20 protein-coding genes are annotated in these 22,024 nt (G+C 51.5%); 13 read left to right on the top strand and 7 right to left on the bottom strand.

Annotation, left to right across the window (positions count from 1 at the left end):
- The first annotated feature begins 84 nt into the window (after positions 1-84).
- The 7 genes from SH449x_RS00415 (at position 85) to ruvB (ending at position 8,284) form a co-directional block, all read left to right on the top strand.
- Positions 85-831, top strand: a complete 747-nt coding sequence (locus SH449x_RS00415; protein ID WP_482379343.1) for a ferredoxin--NADP reductase — start codon at positions 85-87, stop codon at positions 829-831.
- A gap of 161 nt (positions 832-992) precedes the next feature.
- The gene (locus SH449x_RS00410; RefSeq protein ID WP_482379342.1) at positions 993-2,366 is read left to right on the top strand and encodes a PQQ-binding-like beta-propeller repeat protein; all 1,374 of its coding nucleotides are present in this window, start codon (positions 993-995) and stop codon (positions 2,364-2,366) included.
- Positions 2,367-2,538: 172 nt separating this feature from the next.
- The gene (locus tag SH449x_RS00405) at positions 2,539-3,417 is read left to right on the top strand and encodes a substrate-binding domain-containing protein (RefSeq protein ID WP_482379341.1); all 879 of its coding nucleotides are present in this window, start codon (positions 2,539-2,541) and stop codon (positions 3,415-3,417) included.
- Between the two features lie 263 nt (positions 3,418-3,680).
- Positions 3,681-4,694, top strand: coding sequence for a PIN/TRAM domain-containing protein (locus tag SH449x_RS00400; protein ID WP_482381863.1), 1,014 nt, complete (start codon positions 3,681-3,683; stop codon positions 4,692-4,694).
- Positions 4,694-5,464, top strand: coding sequence for a 3-deoxy-manno-octulosonate cytidylyltransferase (gene kdsB / locus SH449x_RS00395; protein ID WP_482379340.1), 771 nt, complete (start codon positions 4,694-4,696; stop codon positions 5,462-5,464). The genes SH449x_RS00400 and kdsB overlap by 1 nt, the downstream gene beginning before the upstream one ends.
- Before the next feature lie 122 nt (positions 5,465-5,586).
- Positions 5,587-7,041: an NADP-dependent isocitrate dehydrogenase gene (locus SH449x_RS00390; protein ID WP_482379339.1), complete on the top strand. Its 1,455-nt coding sequence runs from the start codon at positions 5,587-5,589 to the stop codon at positions 7,039-7,041.
- A 175-nt stretch (positions 7,042-7,216) separates the two neighbouring features.
- Positions 7,217-8,284, top strand: a complete 1,068-nt coding sequence (ruvB, locus tag SH449x_RS00385; protein ID WP_482381862.1) for a Holliday junction branch migration DNA helicase RuvB — start codon at positions 7,217-7,219, stop codon at positions 8,282-8,284.
- 19 nt (positions 8,285-8,303) lie between these two features.
- On the opposite strand, the gene SH449x_RS00380 is transcribed toward ruvB, so the two are convergent.
- On the bottom strand, positions 8,304-9,443 hold the full coding sequence (locus SH449x_RS00380; RefSeq protein WP_482379338.1) for a S1C family serine protease: 1,140 nt from the start codon (positions 9,441-9,443) through the stop codon (positions 8,304-8,306).
- Between the two features lie 120 nt (positions 9,444-9,563).
- Here SH449x_RS00380 and gltX point away from each other — a divergent pair, with 120 nt between their 5' ends.
- The gene (gene gltX / locus SH449x_RS00375) at positions 9,564-11,129 is read left to right on the top strand and encodes a glutamate--tRNA ligase (protein WP_482379337.1); all 1,566 of its coding nucleotides are present in this window, start codon (positions 9,564-9,566) and stop codon (positions 11,127-11,129) included.
- A 5-nt stretch (positions 11,130-11,134) separates the two neighbouring features.
- On the opposite strand, the gene SH449x_RS00370 is transcribed toward gltX, so the two are convergent.
- Positions 11,135-12,718 (bottom strand): OprO/OprP family phosphate-selective porin, encoded by a 1,584-nt coding sequence (locus SH449x_RS00370; RefSeq protein WP_482379336.1) that lies wholly within the window; start codon positions 12,716-12,718, stop codon positions 11,135-11,137.
- 149 nt (positions 12,719-12,867) lie between these two features.
- Here SH449x_RS00370 and SH449x_RS00365 point away from each other — a divergent pair, with 149 nt between their 5' ends.
- From SH449x_RS00365 to SH449x_RS00355, 3 genes are all read left to right on the top strand, one after another.
- Positions 12,868-13,059 (top strand): hypothetical protein, encoded by a 192-nt coding sequence (locus tag SH449x_RS00365; protein ID WP_482379335.1) that lies wholly within the window; start codon positions 12,868-12,870, stop codon positions 13,057-13,059.
- A gap of 296 nt (positions 13,060-13,355) precedes the next feature.
- A complete protein-coding gene (gene amrB / locus SH449x_RS00360) occupies positions 13,356-15,413 on the top strand; it encodes an AmmeMemoRadiSam system protein B (RefSeq protein ID WP_482381861.1) in 2,058 nt (685 codons plus the stop codon).
- A 244-nt stretch (positions 15,414-15,657) separates the two neighbouring features.
- Entirely contained in the window at positions 15,658-15,882 is a 225-nt protein-coding gene (locus tag SH449x_RS00355) for a hypothetical protein (protein WP_482379334.1), read from the top strand.
- Between the two features lie 62 nt (positions 15,883-15,944).
- On the opposite strand, the gene SH449x_RS00350 is transcribed toward SH449x_RS00355, so the two are convergent.
- Positions 15,945-16,664, bottom strand: a complete 720-nt coding sequence (locus tag SH449x_RS00350; RefSeq protein WP_482379333.1) for a DUF445 domain-containing protein — start codon at positions 16,662-16,664, stop codon at positions 15,945-15,947.
- Between the two features lie 205 nt (positions 16,665-16,869).
- On the opposite strand from SH449x_RS00350, the gene SH449x_RS00345 reads away from it, so the two are divergent.
- Positions 16,870-17,985: a 3-deoxy-7-phosphoheptulonate synthase gene (locus tag SH449x_RS00345; RefSeq protein WP_482379332.1), complete on the top strand. Its 1,116-nt coding sequence runs from the start codon at positions 16,870-16,872 to the stop codon at positions 17,983-17,985.
- 15 nt (positions 17,986-18,000) lie between these two features.
- Here SH449x_RS00345 and SH449x_RS00340 read toward each other — a convergent pair whose 3' ends face one another.
- The gene (locus tag SH449x_RS00340; protein ID WP_482379331.1) at positions 18,001-18,687 is read right to left on the bottom strand and encodes a DUF4190 domain-containing protein; all 687 of its coding nucleotides are present in this window, start codon (positions 18,685-18,687) and stop codon (positions 18,001-18,003) included.
- A 114-nt stretch (positions 18,688-18,801) separates the two neighbouring features.
- On the bottom strand, positions 18,802-20,148 hold the full coding sequence (locus tag SH449x_RS00335; protein ID WP_482379330.1) for a hypothetical protein: 1,347 nt from the start codon (positions 20,146-20,148) through the stop codon (positions 18,802-18,804).
- On the opposite strand from SH449x_RS00335, the gene SH449x_RS00330 reads away from it, so the two are divergent.
- Positions 20,147-20,422 carry a hypothetical protein gene (locus SH449x_RS00330; protein WP_482379329.1) on the top strand — a complete coding sequence of 92 codons (276 nt, stop codon included), beginning with the start codon at positions 20,147-20,149 and terminating at the stop codon, positions 20,420-20,422. The genes SH449x_RS00335 and SH449x_RS00330 overlap by 2 nt on opposite strands.
- Positions 20,423-20,494: 72 nt before the next feature.
- On the opposite strand, the gene SH449x_RS00325 is transcribed toward SH449x_RS00330, so the two are convergent.
- Both SH449x_RS00325 and SH449x_RS00320 read right to left on the bottom strand, forming a co-directional pair.
- Entirely contained in the window at positions 20,495-21,448 is a 954-nt protein-coding gene (locus SH449x_RS00325; protein ID WP_482379328.1) for a rhomboid family intramembrane serine protease, read from the bottom strand.
- A gap of 71 nt (positions 21,449-21,519) precedes the next feature.
- Positions 21,520-21,753 carry a DUF3418 domain-containing protein gene (locus SH449x_RS00320; protein ID WP_482379327.1) on the bottom strand — a complete coding sequence of 78 codons (234 nt, stop codon included), beginning with the start codon at positions 21,751-21,753 and terminating at the stop codon, positions 21,520-21,522.
- Between the last annotated feature and the right edge of the window lie 271 nt (positions 21,754-22,024).

Below are 22,024 nucleotides of genomic sequence, written 5' to 3'. Positions count from 1 at the left end.
CCCCGTTGATCGAAAATGGTATTATGTTCCAACAGTTTACAATAAAATCGTCTACCCCACACTCCTCGCTCAAGGTTCAACACGATGTCATTGCAGTGGATATCGGGAAAAATCATCAAACGACACGTCTGGTCGGAAGGACTGTTTACGATTTCGGTTTCCACGCCGGGTGTCGCCCCCTTTGAGCCTGGACAGTTTCTGCAGGTCGGATTGAATCTACCAGAGAAGCATTTGCATCGCCCCTACTCGGTGGCTTCACCGCATGGAGAAGTGCTCGATTTTTTCATAGTTCGAGTTGACGGTGGTGAACTAACACCTCGCCTATGGGATCTTGGCGAAGGGGATACCGTGGATGTTTCCGCGAAAGCCACAGGTGGGTTCACCCTGTCGCACACACCCGACGCACCTTGCATTTGGCTAATCGCGACGGGGACGGGGCTGGCGCCCTACATTGCGATGCTCCGTGAGACTACCATTTGGCAACGCTACGCCAGAATCGTTTTGGTTCATGGGGTCCGGCACTGCACCGACTTGGCATATCACGATGAGTTACAAGGCTATAGGGATCAGTATCCAGAACGATTTCGTTTTATCAGTGCCGTATCGCGGGAAGCTGGCAAAGGATGCTTGAGCGGGAGAATTACGACAGCCTTGGAGAACGGAAGTTTAGAACAAGTGGCTGAAACAAAAATCGCTCCCGAGGAGTCAGTTGTCATGATGTGCGGCAATCCAGACATGCTCAATGACCTCGAGGTGATCCTTCAAGGGCGAGGGCTCAGCAAGCATAAAGCAAAAACCCCTGGGCATTATGTCGTGGAACGGTATTGGTAATGCATGGAAAGTATAGGATCGATGACCGGCAAGCTAAATAGGATGAATTATTGAGATATACTGAAGACTCGTAGTTGCCGCCTTTACCATTTAATTGAGAAAGCCGATTCCACAACGCCTTCCGCCTTTCCTTACCTCACCCGCTCCCAACCTCTCCCAAGATGCAAGCCTACCAAACCCAACCCTGCCGTTTTTCCATTGCATTCAGCAGTCTTCTGGTTGCTTTCCTCAGTACTTGCATACACCTGACAAGTACATCTTCGTCCACTGTCTTTTCCCAGCAGTCGGCGGTACTGGATTATCAGTGGGGGTGGACGAAACCGGAGGTCGAGAAGGCCGGCGAGCATTTTTGGCCGCAATACAGGGGGCCATTGGGAACTGGCCACGCTGCTGCGACCGCGTCTCCGCCCGTGGAATGGGGGGAGGATATCAATCTCGCTTGGAAGAAACCGATCACGGGTAAAGCATGGTCTTCTCCGGTGGTTTGGGGAGATGACGTTTACGTGACCAACGCTTCAGACGATGGTTTGGTCATGTCCGCGTTATGCATCGATCGGAGGGACGGCAGCACGGTTTGGGAGAACGTGGTGTTCACGAACACAGAAACACAGCCGGACTTTCACGTCTTTAATTCGTATGCGTCTCCGACACCAGTCGTCGATTCTGAATACTTGTACGTGACTTTCGGAGCCTATGGAACAGCATGCTTGAACAGAACGACAGGGGAAACGGTCTGGGAGCGTCGCGATCTAGAGTGCAATCACTTCCGAGGTGCAGGATCGTCTCCGATATTTTTCCGGAACTTACTGATCTTCCATATGGATGGGGCCGATTTGCAGTATGTCATAGCCTTGGACCGCTCCAGCGGGAAAACGGTTTGGAAAAGTGAGAGGACGCATGAATATGGAACCCACAATGGCGATTTCAAAAAGGCCTATGGGACACCTCACCTAATTGAAGTCTCGTATAGCGGTCGGCGCGAATTGCAATTGCTGAGCCCCGCTGCCAAAGCGATGATCGCCTATGATCCTGAGACCGGCAAAGAGCTTTGGCATGTTCGACACGATGAGCACTCTGCGGCTTTGAGGCCCCTCTTTGATGGGGCGTTGGTCTATTGCAGTACGGGATTTAGCAAAGGTCATTTGCTCGCCATTGACCCAATGGGGCGGGGCGACACGACCGAGTCTCACCTCATGTGGCGGGCATCCCGGGCTATTGGAGCGAAACCATCTCCCGTCCTGATCGATGACTTGATCGTTTCCCTAGAGGACAAAGGGATGTTAACCGCTTTCCGTAAACAAGACGGCGAGCAAGTCTGGCAGGTGCGACTCGGTGGTGACTTTAGCAGTTCACCTATCGTTGCGTCTGAGCAACTTTACTGTCTCGACGAAAGTGGGAATGGCTACGTGGTATCGAAAGACGGAGTGATAACGCATACCAACCGACTCGAAAGCGGCTGTTTAGCTTCCCCCGCAGCGATCGGTGAAGACTTGATCATACGGACGCGCGATGCACTTTATTGTTTTCGTCGTTGAAATCTCAAAACAACCCCGAACAACCCCAGTTCTCCTTGCAATCAACCTAAGCCAATCGAAAATGCGTTACCAGACCACCATAATGGCCTTCGTTTCCAGCCTCCTTTTAATGGGATGTTCTACGGACAAATCAAGTCCGTCTTCTAGCGGTTCCGACCCAAGCAGCTTGTCGGTGCAGTCAACTGTTAAGCCAAAGGTTGCGTTGATAATGAAATCGTTGGCCAATGAGTTTTTTTCCACCATGGCAGAGGGGGCAAAAGCCCATCAAGCAGCAAACCAGACCTACGAGCTCGTTGTAAATGGAATTAAAGATGAAAGGGATCTGGCTCGCCAAGCCGAGTTGGTGGACGAGATGGTGTCCGCAGGAGCCAAGGCGATTGTCATCGCGCCGGCGGATTCCAAGGGGCTGATCCCCGCCTTGCGAAAGGCGGTCAAGGCTGGAATTATTGTGGTCAACATAGATAATCAGCTCGATCAATCCATTTTGGAGCAAGAGGGGCTGAAAATCCCCTTCGTCGGTCCTGACAATCGGCAAGGGGCCAGGCTGGTCGCCGAGTATTTGGTGGGGAACCTGAGTCAGGGGGACGAAGTTGCCATATTGGAAGGGATTACGACGAGCTTCAACGCCCAGCAAAGAAAAGCAGGTTTTGAAGATGCCCTCAACGAGGGGGGGATCAAGATCGTGTCCAGCCAATCTGCTCAGTGGGAGATGAATCTTGCCAATACGATTGCGTCCTCTGTCCTTTCCGAATACCCCAATTTAAGGGCAATATTGGCGGCGAATGATTCGATGGCCATGGGTGCGATTGCAGCCATCAAGGGAGCGAACAAAACCGGTCAGATTTTTGTGGTCGGTTTCGACAACATCCAAGCGGCTCAGCAGGCAATCCTTGATGGCCGAATGCTGGCAACTGTTGATCAGCACGGAGACCAACTCGCCGTATACGGGATAGAGTACGCCCTTTCTCAAATAGCCACATCAGACCAAAAGCTCGAGGACAAGCAAACGGCAGTCGACCTTGTTACCAAGGAAAGTCTCCGCCAACCATGAACGAGGATGCGGAAACCCGCAGTTGGTTTGGGTATTTTTCGGAGATTTGCCGAGCACTTTGTTTTTTTTACCACGCTATAATGAACTGTGGCCAAGGTTTACGCGTCGTTGAGTAACTAGGAGTTATTCGATCAAGAGCGACTTTTGTCGGTTTTGGGTAGGGATGCCGCTGACTGCTGGGCCTAGCATTAGATCTAATCATGGATACAAACAAACTCGACCCTGGCCTTGAACGCATGGTTAAAAATCCTCTTTCCGACACGATTGCCGTGTTGGCTCTTCGCGTTATTTTTATATTGGTTGCCGGAGGTGTAGGGGCCATTTGGGCTAGATCAGAGGATTTTGGGGCTCTCGGAGCCTTCGGGCCCTATATCGTTTTCAGTGGGGTGATGCTTGTAGCGTTCGGCGTGGTCGCCATGGACATGTTATTTCCTCGCAAGCGGATCGACGTCATTTCGGCGGTCTACTTTGGATTGGTGATTGGGCTGGTTCTGACGTATTTGTTGACAATTGCGATGGATCCGTTTTTGCAGGACAGCCTCACAAAGACCTACTTTACCATTGGGTTGCTTACCGTTCTCTGTTACGTCTGCATCAGTTTATTGCTGCAAACCAAGGATGACTTCCGATTCGTAGTGCCTTATGTTGAGTTCTCTCGCGAGCTCAAGGGTCTGAAGCCATTAATTCTTGATACAAGCAGCATTATCGATGGCAGGTTAGCAGAGTTGGCGGACACCGGTGTGCTCGACAGTCAGTTGGTTATGCCCCGGTTCGTATTGATGGAGCTCCAAAATATTGCTGACAGCTCAGACAAGCTAAGGCGAGTCAGAGGTCGTCGCGGACTAGATATTTTGAACCGGCTTCGCAGCAGCCAAAGGCTTGATTTCACATTATACGAGCGCGAGCTTACGGAGTTTGCGGGGCAACCTGTCGACATGAAACTAGTTCTTCTCGCCAAGCATCTCGGTGGCAAGCTGGTGACGGGAGATTTCAATCTAAATAAGGTAGCCAAGCTGCACAACGTTGAAGTCATCGACCTTAATCAGGTTGCGAGTGCATTGCGTCCACAGTTTTTGCCTGGCGAGGGCTTTCAGATCAGAGTTGTCAAACCAGGCGAAGGTCATGATCAGGGGATCGGCTATTTGGACGACGGCACTATGGTGGTCGTCGAGGGAGGCCGAGGTCGTCTCAATGAGACAGTGGGGGTCGTGGTTACCAGCACTTTGCAAACGCAAGCAGGCAGGATGATTTTCACAAAATGTGATGGCCCCAATTGATGATTGGCAGGATTGTCATTCCCGCACGTTTAGCTTCGACTCGGCTCCCTGAAAAACTCCTGCTGAGCGAGACCGGACATTCTGTTCTCGAGCATACTTATCGAGCGTGCATGGCGGCAAAACACGCATCCGGCATTACGGTTGCGGTCGATCATCCTCGCTTGTTCGAGCTAGTGAACTCATTCGGCGGCACGGCCATGATGACGAATCCTTCGGCTCAGAGTGGTACCGATCGGATTGCGGAGGTCGCCCATGCGTCACCTGAGGTTGACATTTTCATCAATGTGCAAGGGGATGAGCCAGAAATCTCGGGTGAATCGATCGATCTAGTAATGGACTTGTTAGTCTCTTCGCCGGAGGCATCGGTAGCCACGCTGGCGACCCCCATTCGAAGCTCGGCAAACTTGAATGACCCTGCATGTGTCAAAGTGGTGGTGGGAGCTGGCGGAACTGCTTTGTACTTTAGCCGCTCCCCGATACCTCATCCACGTGATTGGTCCGAGAGTTTGCTGGCAGAGGAGCCCCCATTGTTTCTGCAACACATAGGGATTTATGCCTATCGCAGGGATTTTTTGCTTCAGCTCGGGCGGTTGGCCCCAAGTAGTTTGGAGCGTCTCGAGAAGCTTGAACAGCTACGATTTCTACAGAATGGGCACAAGATTGTGGTGGGCGCTATTCCCGAATCCCATCGGGGGATTGACACGAGGGCCGACTACGACGCCTTTAAGTCCCGCTGGCTCGAAAAATACCCAAGAAATCCAACAAACTAATAGGCTGCGCGAGTTGCTGCCCAGCCCGATTAGGAATACGATTTCTTCCTCTTTATTGCAGTGATTGGTCGCGTTTCCACCCGACCCCTTCGATTCCCTCCAACCAATGAATTGATATACGCATGGCATCAGCAACTCCCATCACAGTCGCTTATGGCGATGGCATCGGCCCCGAGATCATGGCCGCAACGCTTAGGATTATCCAAGAGGCCGGCGCGAAGTTGGATATCCAAACCATCGAGATCGGTGAAAAGCAATACCTCAAGGGCAATATGGCGGGAATTGAGCCAGAAGCTTTTCAAAGTCTGCGTGAAACCAAGGTCTTTCTCAAGGCACCGATCACGACTCCACAGGGTGGAGGGTTCAAGTCGCTCAACGTAACGACCCGCAAGGCGTTCGGACTCTACGCCAATGTGCGTCCTTGCCTCAGCTATCACCCATTCATCGAAACCAAGCATCCCAAAATGGATGTCGTGATCGTACGGGAAAACGAAGAGGATTTGTACGCTGGGATTGAGCATCGTCAAACGATCGACGTTATGCAATGCCTCAAGTTGATCAGCCGCCCCGGCACCGAAAAGATCGTTCGCTATGCTTTCGAGTATGCACGAGCTTACGGACGGAAGAAGGTTACGTGCTTTACCAAAGACAATATTATGAAGCTGACCGACGGTCTGTTTCACAAAGTTTTCGATGAGATTGCAGCAGAGTATTCTGACATCGAAAACGAACACTGGATCGTCGACATTGGTGCAGCCAAGCTTGCCGACACCCCAGAAGCCTTTGACGTGATTGTCATGCCGAACTTGTACGGCGATATCCTGTCCGACGTGGCGGCTCAGATTGCCGGTTCGGTCGGTTTGGCTGGTTCTGCCAACATCGGCGATGCATGTGCGATGTTCGAGGCTATCCATGGTTCGGCTCCTCGACGTGCCGGGCAGAATTTGGCAAATCCATCCGGTCTGTTCTTGGGTGCGATCCAAATGTTGGTCCACATCGGACAAGGGAGTGTCGCGGAGTTGGCACATAACGCCTGGCTGAAGACCATCGAAGATGGTATCCACACCTACGATATTTTTGACGAACGAGTTTCCAAGCAAAAAGTGGGAACCAATGAATTTGCCGAAGCGGTTGTGGAAAGGCTCGGTAAGAAGCCGGAGGTTCTCAAGCAAGTGGATTATTCCAAGGCCCTAACCAAGCCGCTGAATTCTCGACCCCCGTATGTCAGGTCGACCGAAAAGCGAGAAATGGTTGGAGCCGACGTTTTCTGCGAGTTCAAGGGGTCGGCTGATGACTTAGCAGCAAAGCTACAACCTCTAGCAGGGGACGGCATGGTGCTCGAAATGCTTAGCAATCGCGGCATGAAGGTTTGGCCCGGCGGTATGGCAGAAACGTTCACGGTTGACGTCTATCGTTGCCGATTCCAACTCCCAGAGGGGACCCCCGGTGTGGTCTCCCACAAGGCGATTACGGCTTTGTTGGATCGCATTACAGATGCCGGGGTAGAATTTGTGAAGTTAGAAGGTCTTTACAATTTCGATGGCAAACCTGGATTCTCTCGCGGTCAAGGACAGTAGGCCTCGCGAACGCATCCCAGTCGATTCTGGGCTCCGGTCAATTCTGGGGCTTAGGGATCGCAAGCAGTCGATTCCAAGGAGGAGTATCGTGGTCAGGGAGAGAAAGATTACCGCCGATGATGTCGATGCATCGTCGGCAAAGAGCCCGAAAGGTACCAGCTCTAGGCAGCCGCGTATGGGAAAAAACTCCGGGCGAGATGATCTGAATCCACCCGATGACGACCAATTCGATGATGGACCTATCGGCGAAAGGCCCATAGACGAGAGCAACTCGATACCAGATCCATCCACGCAGCACGATGTTGGCGATACCGATGTTGGGTTGCGTCCAAAGCGAATTGCAGACATGGTCGGTCAGCGCGATATCATGGAGGTCCTACAAATCTCCATCGATGCAGCCAAACGCCGCAATGAGCAGCTGGGTCATATTCTGTTTGATGGCCCACCGGGTTTAGGCAAAACGACTTTTGCAACGTGTATCCCACGTGAGATGGGTGTCAACGTAGAGATGGCGTCAGGCCCGAGTCTCAAGGCCCCCAAGGAGCTGATTCCTTACCTCACCAATTTGGAGCGAGGTTCGGTTCTGTTCATAGATGAGATTCATCGGTTACCGAAACAGGTCGAAGAGTTTTTGTATACCGCGATGGAGGATTTTCGCATCGACATTGTGGTCGGGGAAGGTGTGAATGCTCGTACGTTAAACTTGTCGTTGCAACCGTTCACATTAATTGGGGCAACAACTCGTGCCGGGATGCTTAGTGGTCCGTTGCGAGACAGATTTCACATCCGGCAGCACCTCAGTTATTACGAAATGGATGAACTGGTCGAGATTTTAAGGAGAAATGCTCGCAAACTGAACGTCGAGTTGCACCGAGATGCAGCAGAGGAAATTGCCAAACGAGCTCGAGGCACACCTAGAATTGCGAACAATCGTTTTTTATGGGTGAGAGATTACGCCATGAGCAAATCCGATGGCGTCATCACACGTCCCGTCACAGAAAAGGCGTTGAGCATGATGGGGATTGATGAGATCGGTTTGGATAAGCAGGATCGGCGATATTTGCAGACCTTGATCAACGTGTTTCAGGGAGGGCCGGCTGGCGTTGAGAATATTGCACATACCATGAGTGTTTCTGCCGACACGCTCGAGGATGAGGTAGAACCATTCCTTTTGAGGAGTGAACTCATCATTCGAACTCCTCGCGGTCGCTGCGCCACCCCGAAAGCCTTTGCGCTATTTTAGAAATTATCTGATTGAGAGCTTACTCACCTGACAAGGTAATCGGAATTTGCACGATGTTCCTGTCTCTTACTACGGTCAAGACAACTTGGTCGCCGGGCTGTTTGGATTCAATCACACTCAGTAAATCGTCGGCTTTCTTTACTCGCTTTTCGTCTATCCCAACGATGATGTCCGCTTGCGTATGATCTGCAAATTCTACAGTCAGTCCCAGCCGATTCCTCTTGCGTCCCATTTTGGAACCAACAACTCCCGATTTTTCTGCGGGGCCATTCGGAGTGAGATTTACTACAAGCAAGCCGCGATCGATCTCAAAGACTTGTAGTATTCCTATTGTGGGCCGGATAACCCGACCAGTTTCAATCAGCTGACTCACAACTCGCTTGATCGTGTTGATCGGGATTGCGAAACCGATTCCTGCATTATCGCCACTGCGGGTCGCAATCGCAGTATTCATGCCGATCAATTCCCCTCGAGAGTTGAGGAGTGGACCGCCAGAATTCCCTTGATTCAAAGCTGCATCGATTTGGACGATCGAGTGAATCTTGCGTCCAGTCTTGGCGGTGATTTGGCGGTTCAAGCTGCTGATGATGCCAGTGGTCATGGTCCGTTCTAGCCCAAACGGATTGCCGATAGCGACGATGTGTTGCCCGACCCTTAAGTTGCTGGAATCGCCGACAGTGATCGGGAAAAGGGATTCGTTAGGAGCATTGATCTTTACGACTGCGATATCGTTATGTGGGTCTTGCCCGACCAAGCTCGCTGGATAAACTTCGCCGTTGAATAGAGTGACGCTAATTTTCTGAGAATCGCTCACCACGTGATGATTGGTCAGGATGTGCCCTTGTTGATCGAGCACGATCCCACTGCCGTTGCCTGCAATTTCGGATGCTAGCAGAAGGGTCTCGGGCCGGATCGAGGTAGTAGAGATATTGACTACGCTACGATTTGCCGACTCATATATGGCGACATGAATCGCTTCCTCCTGGCTCGATGGAACAAAACCATCGGGCAAGATGGCATGACTTCCTGAAGGATCCCAAGATCTATCATTTTGAGGAGTAGCGATCGCTTGGCCCAATCTTACCACGCTGGGAACAAAGGCTCCCAGGGTCATACCAAAAAGGATGAGACCAATTCCAGCGAACGATTTTCGAGTCATACCAACAATCCGTTGAAAATAAGCCATTCGGAGAAACAACGCCTCTCGATGGAATCGAACTCCTTTGGTATCAATTTACGCAATATTTTGCCAACCCGTTTTTGAGAAAATTTCCCTATCATGACCGTTCGTACTCGATTCGCCCCCAGCCCTACCGGTTATTTGCATATTGGAGGCGTTCGAACTGCCCTGTTTAACTATTTGCTTGCTAAACAGGCTGGTGGGCAGTTTTTGCTTCGGATCGACGATACGGACCAAAATCGCAACGTCGAGGCAGCTTTGAAACCTATCCTAGATGGGTTTCGTTGGCTGGGGCTCGACTGGGACGAAGGGCCAGGGGTTGACGGTCCGTTTGCCCCCTACTATCAATCGCAGCGGCTGGGTCGTTATCAGGCTGCGGTCGAGCAACTGCTCGATTCCGGTGCCGCATACTACGATTTTGCAACAACAGACGAACTCGCCCAGCAGCGTGCAGCAGCGGAGGCAGCTGGCAAGGCCTTCATCTACGATCGTACGTGGATGGCTGACACCCCAGAAAAGGTGGCGCAGTTTCGAGCAGAGGGTAGAGAGGCGGTGGTGCGTCTCAAGATGCCTCGCGAGGGTAGCTGTCTATTCGAAGATCGCATCCGGGGAGTTTGTTCGTTCGAATGGAAGGATGAACAAGACCACGTTATCCAGCGTACTGATGGAACGTGCCTCTATCATTTGGCGAGCGTGGTGGACGATTATGATTTTCAGATCACGCACGTCGTCAGGGCGGTAGAGCATTTACCAAATACTCCTCGTCAGATTTTTATAGCCAACTCGCTCGGCTATGCCCTGCCTGTTTATGCGCATCTACCATTTGTCGCGGAGCCTGGCGGGACAGCCAAGCTGAGCAAGAGAAAGCTCGATAAGTATCTGAAGCAGAAAGATTTTGCAGCTCTCAATCAACTCGGAGCTACCGTCGCAGCACGTGCACAATTGGAGACGACCCCCGAAACGTTCAATCCCGTGGTGGTAGATTTCTATCGTGAGGTTGGTTTCTTGTCTGGAGCCATTCTGAACTACTTGTTGCTCCTGGGTTGGTCTCTGGATGACAGCACGGAACACTTCACCATGGAGGATGCGATTCGACACTTTTCACTGGAAAGAGTCAACAAATCTCCCGCTTCGTTTGATCCACAGAAGCTGGTTGCGTTTCAGACTCGCTGGATGAACGATTTAGATTTGAAAAAGAAGGTCGCGATGGTACTGCCGTATCTGCAAAAAGCAGGTTGGGTTTCTGAGCCACCACCGTGCGAGATTGCCGACACTTTAACCGGTATCCTGAAAGCAGCGGGGGATCGAGTTAAAGTGGCGGGAGATATTCTCCAGTTCGACGAATTGTTCACGTCCGACGACGCATTTCTGATTGACGAAGCCGGTTTTGAAAAGAAGCTCAAATCCGATCAGGCAGTCTGCTCTGCCATACAAGAATTCTGCGAATTGATTAGACAGGCCGAGTCGACGGAGCAGCTAGCCTTTGAGCCAATCCTCAAAGCCTTTGTCGAGTCAAAGGGAATCAAGCTGGGGAACTTTATGGCGGGGATGCGGATCGCACTAACCGGTAAAATGTCTGGGCTCACCATTTTCGACTACCTGACGATTTTCGGCAAAGAACGTTCTATTCAGAGAATCAAACGCGTGTTGGGCATGGTCAGCTGATCGCGTTAAAACTCAAATTGCAGACGAGCTACGAAGATATCGGAGTAGCTCTTGCCACGAACGGGATCGATAAGTTTGGGCCGCACGTAATTAAACGATGCGCGAGTGAAGGGGTTGAGGTACCAATTGACTCCATAGGTCATGTCCTCCATGTACCCTCCTTGAATGCCGGCATCATTAAGATCAATGAAAGCCCATCGCACACCGAATTCGATGGCACCGAGGCCGGTCCAGCCATCTCCAATCGATCGATCGTACAAGTTGCTCTTGGGCTTAATGCGCTGAAAGATTCCCTCTCGAAATCGGCCCAGAATACTGGAGGGACTATAGGATCGTCCCTCACCGGTTAAGAACCAGCTGCCATAGACATATCCACCTCGAAACACAGGGTTCGGATCGTTAGGGCGAGATACGACCGAGGTGATCAATTCACTTTGAAGCGACAGCGAGCCCTCCACCCAAGATGCCTCCAATCCATACAGATTCGCATAGCTCACATCCACCAAAGGTCCGGTATCAATAAAGTTGGGGATTCCGCCAACTCCCTGCTCACGGAGCCTAGCACTAGGGCGTGCTGCGTAACGGAATCCATCATCACCGGGTGTGCGGTAGCTGTAGGAACCTCCCAAGTGAAGAAGCCGGCTCTTATGCTCATCGATCTCTTCGTTCCATGCGAGAAATGTGCTATGCAATGTCATCGCGTAGCCGCTTCGGAACGACACGTCATCTCCATAGTCATCGCTGTCAGATCGAAACAAACCTGCTCCCCAGGTGACCCGTTCGGTGAATCCGTTCCCGTACATCATCATCCCCATGTTACGAGCGGGAGCAAACGTGTCAGCCAATGAGCGTTCTGTAAAGGTAATGAATCGATTGGGAGTGTATCGCTCGAGGCTGAATGGTTCAAAGAAGTGCCCAACGATCACGTTGTTGATTACAGGGACTTTGGTTAACGCGACCCAATTGTCAAGAAACCTCGGACGAGCCGGCTCCGCAAAGTCAAACTCCAATCGATACTCGACTGTTTCATAAAGCTCTCCGAAGATACCAAACCGCGCTCGACGAAAAAAAGCACCATCCGGAATCTCTCCAACCGTCAAAACATTGTTGTCGTCTTGATTGACCCACACTGCATCAGACTGAATCTCAACGGTTAAAACCGCAGATGGTTTTTTCGCCTTAGGCTTGAGGTCTGTATCATCCTTCAGAATGGGGACTTCGAGCGCTGACAACGCGTCGGAGAAAGATGGGAATTCATCTTGTAATGGAGGAACTCCAAAAACAGTAGCAGTGTCGGATGGCAGTTGGTACTTGACCGAGTCCGTTACAACCGGAGAATCCACAAGCTGCGCAATCGCATGCGTATGGCTCACAAGAGTTAACAAGACCGCAACCATCAATAGGTTTGGTCTCACGCAACTGCATAGTGCCCCCATGTGAGACCTAAGCGAGAACAGCGAGGCTTTGTCGCGATCATGACACGGTTGCAAACAATCCTCCCGTTTTTGCTCGGTAAGTTCCTCAAACCTGAGCGAAGAGTAAAAAGTAGGTTCTAAGCCGTCCTTACCGTCTTGTAGCGAGCTAAACACGACAGGTAAAGACAGGTTCGAGCCCTAGCCTTGCCGTCACAGTGCTAGCTATTGGGTTATGGTGAAAGCCGACACAAAATAGGTTGTTATAATGAACAAGTTGAGCGATCAGTAGGCAACAGGACTCGCAAACAAAAGGACTGGCTGAGATGGTTCCAGCGAAATGGTGGCACCGCGAAGACGGAGGGAAATCTATTGCAGATATCCAGAATCGTATCGTGTGTGATTTGTGCCCACGTCAATGCAAACTGAAGGAAGGGGACCGAGGGTTCTGCTTCGTTCGCAAAGTTGAGAACCATCAAATGATTCTCGATACCTATGGCAAGAGCACTGGCTCCTGATCGAGCGGGATTGGTATGAATTAGGACGATACGAACTAGTGCAGGGAGCATGCCGATTTTGCGGAGCGAAACAATCAGGCCGTTTTTCTGGCGCCCCAGGTGCATGGGGCAGGAAACGCACACCAGTAAACATTGGCAGTTTTCAGGTTCCCGACGACCAGGTTCGCAATAGTCGGGTATCTTTGACCAACGAGGGAACTTCGATACCTCCCTCCTCATCCATCAAGCCAATTAACTTGCCAATCTTAGAGCCAAACGAGGTGTCTGTGTCCCTGCCAACTTTGAACAAGCTGCCAATGCTCTCATGGGATGCCCTGACGGACGAGCAATGCCAACTCATCCATCGAGTAGCCCAGTCGGTCCTCGTCTCCACAGTTTTGGGAAGGCCGATGAAGATGTCTGCGGCAGAGATGCTGGGTGACTTGGCGGAACAATGTGTGCACGGCATGTTTACGACGCTCACCCGAGGAGAGCATCTGCGCGGATGCTGTGGTCTTCTCGGAGCCCCCACCCCTTTGGCACAGGCCATCACCGAATCGGCAGAACGCACTGCCAAGGAGGATGTTCGGCTTCCGCAGATCTCACCTAGAGAGTTGCCCTATTTGAATCTCGATGTTTCTATCTTGTCCGCTCCCATCCCGGTTGAGGTTTCACCGGAGGATCGCGCCACCGCGGTCGAAGTTGGTCGACATGGGCTACGATTTACACTTGGCAATTCACGTGGTTTGCTGCTCCCGTCGGTAGCCGTGGAACAAGGCTGGAGTTCAGCAGAGTTTCTGGACGCTGTCTGTCGCAAATCGCAATTGTTAGCCGATATGTGGAAGAGACCAGACTCCCTTCTAGAAATCTTTGAGGCAAAAGTCATCGAGGGCAAGTTCGAGCCGGATTATTTACCCGAGTCGATCCCCGCAGCTAAGGCACCGGGCTCGATTCAAAGCTTGATGCGACTCAAGCAGGTCATGATCGAGAATATTATCGCAATGAACTCGGGCATGAGCCCCAACTACGTAGCACTCGATGCCATGGATGGCACGGTTAATGGGATCGTGGTGACTGTTCACGATGCCGAAACCAAGCAAGTTCTAGCAAGCTGGATTCAAACATCCATGCGGCCTGGTGTTCCTTTACAAGCCAGTCTTTTTGAAATGTCTAAGCAAGTCGCGAGAACTCTTTCGCAAGCCAGATTTCCCGAGAACACATCCGTCGACATCGAGTTGACGATCCTCTTTGACCCGATTTATCACGGGATCGTCAAATCAGACGATTGGGACGGCAAAGCGCTACGAGAAACACTTAGCAAGTGCGAGCTTGACGAAGTTTCCACCACAGAACGTACGCTGTTGACGTTTGTTGGAAACCGCGTTGCCGTCGGATTCCATGGAGAGTCCTCAACGGTTGCTTTACTGCAAGAAGTAGCCAACCTCTCTCGACTTCGTGGCAATCCGCAAGCGGTGTTCTCAATGGGATGCATTTCGACCTTGTCCAGTCTCTTGGTCTCGAATGCTTCACAACCTGACACGCGGGATTTCCCACGTCCGCCTGCCATGGCAAAAGTTTTCTATCCAGAGAGCAAAGAAGTGCGGAGTGAGGTAATTCAATCGCTAATGAAGAACACACCGTCAGCGGAAAAACAAAAAGCTCTCGCCATTATGTCTCCGCACGCAGGACTTCGATTCAGCGGACAAACGGCGGTGGATGTTTGGTCGCGTGTTGAAATTCCGAAGTCGATATTGTTTATCGGTCCCAAACATACCAACAACGGTCCGGACTGGGCCGTCGCTCCTTGTTCCGCTTGGAACATGCCGAACGCTGAGCCTTTTATGGCAGACCAGGAACTGGTGAAAGCAATCGCGGAAAAGGTCGAGGGGATTGAACTTGATGCTTCTGCTCATGCGGGAGAGCATGCGATCGAGGTCTTATTGCCATTGGTTGAAGAGTTGGGATCGCAGGAGAAGCCTCTGATTTCTGCGATTGTACTGCATGGTGCCTCAATGGCAGAGATCAACAAGTTCAGCGAGCAGTTGGCGAGTGTGCTGGCCGATCTCCCCGAGATGCCCCTCTTGGTCATTTCCAGTGACTTGAATCACTTTCAGCCGGAAGAAGAGAATCGCCGTCGAGATGAAATGGCGTTGGAAGCTATGGTGACGGGTGATGCTGAGTATCTTCTGGAAACGTGTCGCAAGCATAATATCAGCATGTGCGGAGTCGTGCCTGCCGCGATCGTTATGAAGACTCTACAGCGATTGAACAAACCATTTCGGGTCGAGAAAATCGCCTATTCGAACAGCGCAATGCAAGGCGGGGATACCTCTCGCATTGTCGGATACGGCGGGGTGGCCTTGTTCCCAGAGTAAACGGAGTTACGGAAAGCGATGTGATAAATTAATCGGTCAGAGAAAGCGCAGTAAAAAGCGATAAGCTTCCTATCACAAGCTTGTCCGTGCGTAGGGCGTGTCCTTCTCTCATCGACGTGCCAATCTCCTGAAACCAGGCAGCCTGTTAGCGTAGAAGGAGAGTGAGCAAAAGCTTAGATTTGACAATTGCTCCTGATGGTGACACACTATAGGTGGAAATCTAATACTCAGGAGACGACTGACTATGCAAGTTCAGATCATATATGAAGCCGCCGCTATCCAGTTGGCTACCGAGGCAGGTTTTTCGAGCGTTGAAGAGTATGTTAATCAGACGATCAAGCAGGCAGCCGATCTTGCGGCAATTAGCGTTGGTATTGATGACAAGCGTGCAGGGCGAATGACTCCACTCGAGGAGTTTGACGCAGCATTTAGGCAAGAAATGGATTTTGTAGAACGAGCTGGTTCATAGTGTTTCAGGTTCTACTTTCCGATGCTGCGAAATCTGACATTCGCAGCAACGTTACCGTTCCGCTAGATGAAGCTTGCGATCAAGCCGATTAGACCTCCGAAAACGCCTCCCCAGACGACAAGCCAGCCGAGATGGGAACGAATCATGTCCTGAATGATCTCTTTGACCATTTTAGGCGTAAGCTCGTTAAGTCGCTTGGAGACGATTCCGTTCACCTTGTCCACCACAGCATCGACCGAGCCCTCCCCGGCCGCAGATTGCGAGAGAGCTTCCGCCAACTTGGGTGATGTGGCGAGGCTCCGAACCTCTTTTTCGACGTTGTTTCGAAAGGGTTCTCTTAGTGGCTCGAGTGCTTTCGGCCCTCCAAACATTCCAAGCATGCCACCGAAAGGAGACTCCATGACGGCAGATCGCAATCGCTCGAACATTTCATCGTAGTTCACGGATTGAACAATTGGTTCCGGGTCAATGGTTAATGCGCCCGCTTCCTGTTGGCTTCTGAAAAACGACTCTACATTTTCTCTCGTGAAAAACTGGCCCATCACAAGATTCTCGATCCCTGCCTTGAATTCTTCGAACCGGCTAGGAATCACTCCAGATCCGTAGAGCAAGGGGACTCGTTCAAAGAGCATGTGAATGGCGAGCCAATTCGTGATAGCCCCCGACGTGGCGTAAAGCCCTACTGCACGAATGTGGTTAGCCCATGGAGATTCGCTGGGAATAAGAAAACCTACCAGGATACACGTGACTGCGAGAAGATTCGTGGCGAGACTTTTGTTCATAGGAGTATTCTAGAGGTTCGAATTAGACAGGTTGTCCTGCTTGGAGATAATCTGCAATCTTAAAAGGTTGCCGGTCAACGTCAAATCGTCCCTAAACAGCTCGCTTTGCTTAGTTATACTGGTGATCTTGTGACCTGGAGACTGGTTTTGGAACTTGCCTTAACCGCAATTCGGGGGCTTTCCTTTCGTTTCGCAAGACGGTTTCATGATTTCAAAAACGACAGCTGACCAGTCGGGCACCCCCGACCAAACCTCCGCAACCGACGATCAGCGAATTGCCAGAATCACCCCTCTTCCTCCACCGGAGCATCTGATTCGTTTCTTCCCGATCGCGGGTACCGAGATCGAAGATTTGATTCGAAGCACTAGGCAGAACATCGTCCACATGCTCCACGGTCGGGACGATAGGCTGTTGGTAATCATCGGGCCATGTTCCATCCATGATCCGGTAGCTGCTTTGGAGTACGCGCGACGGCTCAAGGATTGCCGGGATAAGTTTGGTGGCGAGCTCGAGATTATCATGCGTGTCTACTTTGAAAAGCCACGCACAACGGTTGGCTGGAAAGGGCTCATCAATGATCCGTACCTCGACGAGAGCTACAGGATTGACGAGGGACTTCGTATCGCTCGAGATCTCTTGCTGCAGATCAACCGACTGGGCGTACCCGCAGGCTCCGAGTTTCTGGATGTCATCTCACCTCAGTACATTGGGGACCTCATCAGCTGGGGGGCTATTGGGGCACGAACCACGGAGTCACAGGTGCACCGTGAACTTGCTTCCGGACTATCGGCTCCGGCGGGTTTTAAGAATGGTACCGATGGAGATGTCAGGATCGCGATTGACGCCATGCAAGCGGCATCACGCGGGCACCATTTCCTTTCCATTCATAAAAATGGGCAGGTCGCTATTGTCGATACAAAAGGAAACGCCGATTGCCATGTCATTCTGCGGGGAGGCAAAGCCCCCAACTACGATGCTCAATCCGTCAAAATCGCTGTCCAACAATTGGACGAAGCAGGCGTCTGCTCAAAGGTTATGATCGATTTCTCGCACGCAAACAGCGAGAAAAAGCATGAGAAGCAGCTAACCGTTTGCAAAGATGTTGCAGGCCAAATTGCTGCGGGGAATCACTCAATCTTTGGTGTAATGGTCGAAAGTCACTTGCTCGCAGGCAACCAGAAACTGGTCCAAACCCCAGCCGGCATTGCCAAGCTCGTGTATGGACAAAGCGTAACCGACGCATGTATCGGATGGGACGATAGCGTGGCGCTGTTGGAGGAGCTTGCCCAGGCGGTCAAAGCGAGAAGAGGCAAAGTCTAACTCTGATCGAGAAAACTACTGAAAATGTTCGGCGTCAAGCTGATAGTACACGCCGGTAAAGCCTTCCACCTGCTTTCCGCCAGGGATCACCGTGAAAGTCCCAGCTAACGAATGCTGTCGGAAGGACTTGCTCGCGTATTTGTCGTTGACGAGCTGAACCTCGATCATGTGAGTGAGAGGAGGCTGTGTCCCGAAGCAGCAAGTAGCCCAGTCGGGGACCAAGATGAACGTCTTGGAGTTTCGGCTCGAAAGGGACGTGGGGTGGATGTAGCCTTTCAAAAATATCTTTTGACCGTTTAGCTGCACGGCATCGCGAGTCGGAATATCCGGCGCACCGGTCGGACTTTTCAGCACTCCAAAAGACACTCGTTGATACCCCTCTGGAACCTCCGTAAGGTAGATAATCGTGTGCTTTACGGGAGCAACGACGAGCATTAACAAACCGATCGAGAGACCTGCCATCGCAATCGGACGGCCCGTGAGCTCATCTTCGAATCGGCGAATAGTCCTGAGCCCCATAAGTGCCAAAACCACAGCAGCAGCTGGCAGAACGATTAGATACGGCGATTCCCACGCCAGTAGCCCGAACAAAGCAAAGATAACCGAGATAACTGCCGCACGACTCAAGGCCTTGTAGTCAAAGTTGTCCTCTTCAGGAGCAGCATCACTTGCAACGATCGGTTCTTCGGTCAGTGTGGACATGTTTATGTTGTTCTAAGGATAAGAAAGAGTCCAGATTTCGTAAGAGCGTTCGCACTGGCACTTAGCCCCGACTATTCGAGCGAATCGCGATATGGTCACGATCTGGGAACGCGATTAACGCATCCCACCCGTGCCAATAAACCACATGGCAAGCCCGGTTAAGCACGAAGCAATACTCACTACGAAAAGTCCGTAGGGATGGTTCGCAGGGCTACTATTTTCCGCCTCCAAACTTTCCATCCGTCCCTTGGAGAGCTCACGAGCTGCTCCGTCTAGATATGCCACCCTCAAGTCCTTGCGCCAGCTAGGTTGCTGAAGTGCCGGTTGCTGAGAAACACGAGTCGCATCATTCCCTGAAACACTTGCAAAGGCCGAACTTTTGCGAGCCGAATCGTCGGGAGTCTCCCCTGTTTTTCCTGGGATTTGTAATGGGATTCGACTTTGTTCGTTCGGGACAGGCTTAATCGCTTTGGGGATCGGGAAGTGTGTTTTGGCCCGCTTAACGGCTGCTGGATCGATTGCCTCCATCTCCTTAAGCAGTTCTTCTGCTTCGGGCAGCGGGCAAGCTCGCATGAAATTGATGACCGGGGAGCGAATAAGCCAATCGTCTGGCTTCTTTGCATCCTTGAACAATTGCATCAGCTTGTTCAGATGCCGCCAGTCCTCCAGCCGTGCCAAATCGGGAATCACCAAATCGGCCAGATCGGGCCGCTCCAACAACTCCGCCATAGCATCAGCCACTTTGAGCGGCTCGATCACCTTTCCCTCCGTGGCATGAAATCGCAAAGCTCCGACAACCGCATACACATCGACATAGTCAGAATCCATGTTCCGAAAATAGTTTTCTACCAAGGTGGGCAGACCCTCCGCACCTCGCAGGGAGAGATAAGCGGCTGACAAGGCATCGAGTGCTTTGCGTTCCTTTTCGTCGGCGCTCTTGATCTTCTTCTCCATCCAAGTCGCATCATCCTTGACATCGCAAATGGCGACCAACGTGTAATACAACCGCTTTCGGTCTACCGAGATCGCTGGATCGTTGATCCATTCGATGAGCCGCTCTCGCTGAATCTGTGGCTTTAATCGAACCACCTCTTCGTATGGTGTCAACGCAAACTCGTCATAAGCATCTCTAGACAACAGAAAGTCTGGGTGCTCGAAGAAGTTCTGATAAAATGCGAGACGCTCGACAGGCTCCTCGGGAAGGGTAAGCAATTTCCCAAGATAATCCTTTGCCTCATCCGTCAGCGGAACGGGTGCGGACCAGACGAACGCTTTCGGATCGACACCTTGGATCAAAAATGTCTTTTCAGAAGTTGGTGGCCCGTAATAAGTCGCCTCAACGGTGGTCCCGACCTTCGAGTAAAGCTCCCCCTTGATGATTTTCTCAATTCGAAAAACACCCAACGAATCGGTTTGCGTCTCGGAAACAGCGACCAGCTTCGCGAAGGCTACCACGTCCATGGTCTCCATTTCCTGCCTCATCGTCTGCCCCGAAGCAGAGCAAAACGGGCAAGCGGCCGTGCTGGCCAAAGCGGCGGATGCAGCGTTCGAGCGTGCCTCCAAGGCTAGCGACCAAGAGGTTGCTGGCCCGATAAACGTCAACCAAAAGCCGATTGTCAACCAACATGGTACGCTCACCCAAGCAAGCGTTACAGCCGTTCGGAATATCCTATTAATCAACATAAGCCTTAAAACCCAGCCAAGTGGGAGAATCGTAAAGGACAGATCGTTCTAGATAATTTAAGTCATTCCGCAGTCAGTGGGCCAGTCTTGTGGTCGGATTTCTCAAAAAGATCTCAAGTCCACCTTACCGATTCCAGAAAAATCCCAAGACGGCACCGGTTAGCAGACCACCGATGTGCGCGGCGTTGGCAAAAGGCATCGCTCCCATGAGCCCTATCACAATGATAAACCCCACCATAAAGTAGGACTCAGGTGGAAAAGCAATTCCCAAATCGCTCCGCACCCTGGTCTTGACCGCCAAATAGCCAAACAATCCCAACACAACCCCAGAGATCCCGACAAAGTTGGGGCTACCTCCAATCGAACGAATTCCCATGATCGTTGGTGGTAAAAGCCCCTGCAGCAAATGGGCACCCAAAGCACAGATCAGCATGATGGCAATGTATTTACCCACCCCCTCCATTCGCTCTGTTAGCCTACCTAAAGATGCCAGAGAAAGCATGTTGACCAACAAGTGAATCGCGCTGCCATGAAGAAGAGCAGGCGTAAAAATTCGCCACAACTCGAATTTCTTCAGCGACGCCGCCGGATCGTTTGTCTCCCCATAAAGCTTCATATCAACGAACTGAAAATTGGTAGCGATCGCCACACCCAGCCTGTCGTTCTGATTCAAACGCATGAACTTGGTAACGAGGCCGAAAATGACACAGGCGATGATGATGCCTAACGTGATTGGCGGAAGCTTTCTATTGAACATGGCCCCCCGCCCCATGGCACTGTTCGATGCTCGAATCTGCTTGAGATTCTTCTCCCGCTGCTTTTGCAGAGCACGCTGTTCCTCGAGGATCGCGTTGGCTTTGGATACCGACTGAGCGTACTTGGGATTGGCCGGGTCAGCTCGAAAGTACTCCAGCTCCCTTCTCGCAATAGGAAGCTTATCCTCCTCCTTGATCCATACCGACCACATTGGCGGAGTTCCGTTTTCTTGCTCCACGTGCGTAGAAACCCCCTGCGTGATCAAATACGCAACGAAATTCTCCGCCTTTTCTCGCGAATCGATATCAGTCAGGTGCCGCATGGAAATATTGGCTACAGTTAGAGTAAAAGTCCCCGTTGGTTGCCGCCGAATTCTAGCAGACTTGGTCCATCTCAGTAAGCATAAGCCAACTTTTCCCGAAGCTTCTCCAGACGCTTGGGAGAAATGCTAACTCGGGTCCCGAGATGTTGAGAATGTATCGACACCCGCAATTCCTCGATGTGCCAACGATAATCTATCAAACCGCCATAAGACTCCAAACTGTCACAGCCAAATCGCTGTTTACCATGGCTCGGGATGGCTTGCAAAGTGGCTTGATACTCGGGGCAGCATACTCGGGGGGACACAGCATGTTTGCATCGCGGCACGTTCAATTTGACGGTCGGCGAAAATGCTGTGTCCCGAGAAGTGTTCCCGAGAAGTGTCCCCCAGCGTTAGAAGATTGGCTTGTCCCATTGATTACTGGTAGGTCCCAACCTGGGGGGTACAGAAAACGCCGGGATAAGCCGGATTGGAGTTGGGAATGAAAGAGTCCTACAAAGAAGACTTAGCCAATCACTTTGGCCTCGAGTTATACGCTGATGGCGGTAACGTCATGGGTGTACCCACAACAGAGGT

Origin of the sequence: Brakhagea baltica (genome assembly GCF_052161605.1) — a bacterium.
In the GTDB taxonomy this organism is placed as follows: domain Bacteria; phylum Planctomycetota; class Planctomycetia; order Pirellulales; family Pirellulaceae; genus JBKCUI01.
Note: the sequence above shows the minus strand (reverse complement) of the source record. Positions and strands in the feature narration are given on the sequence as shown.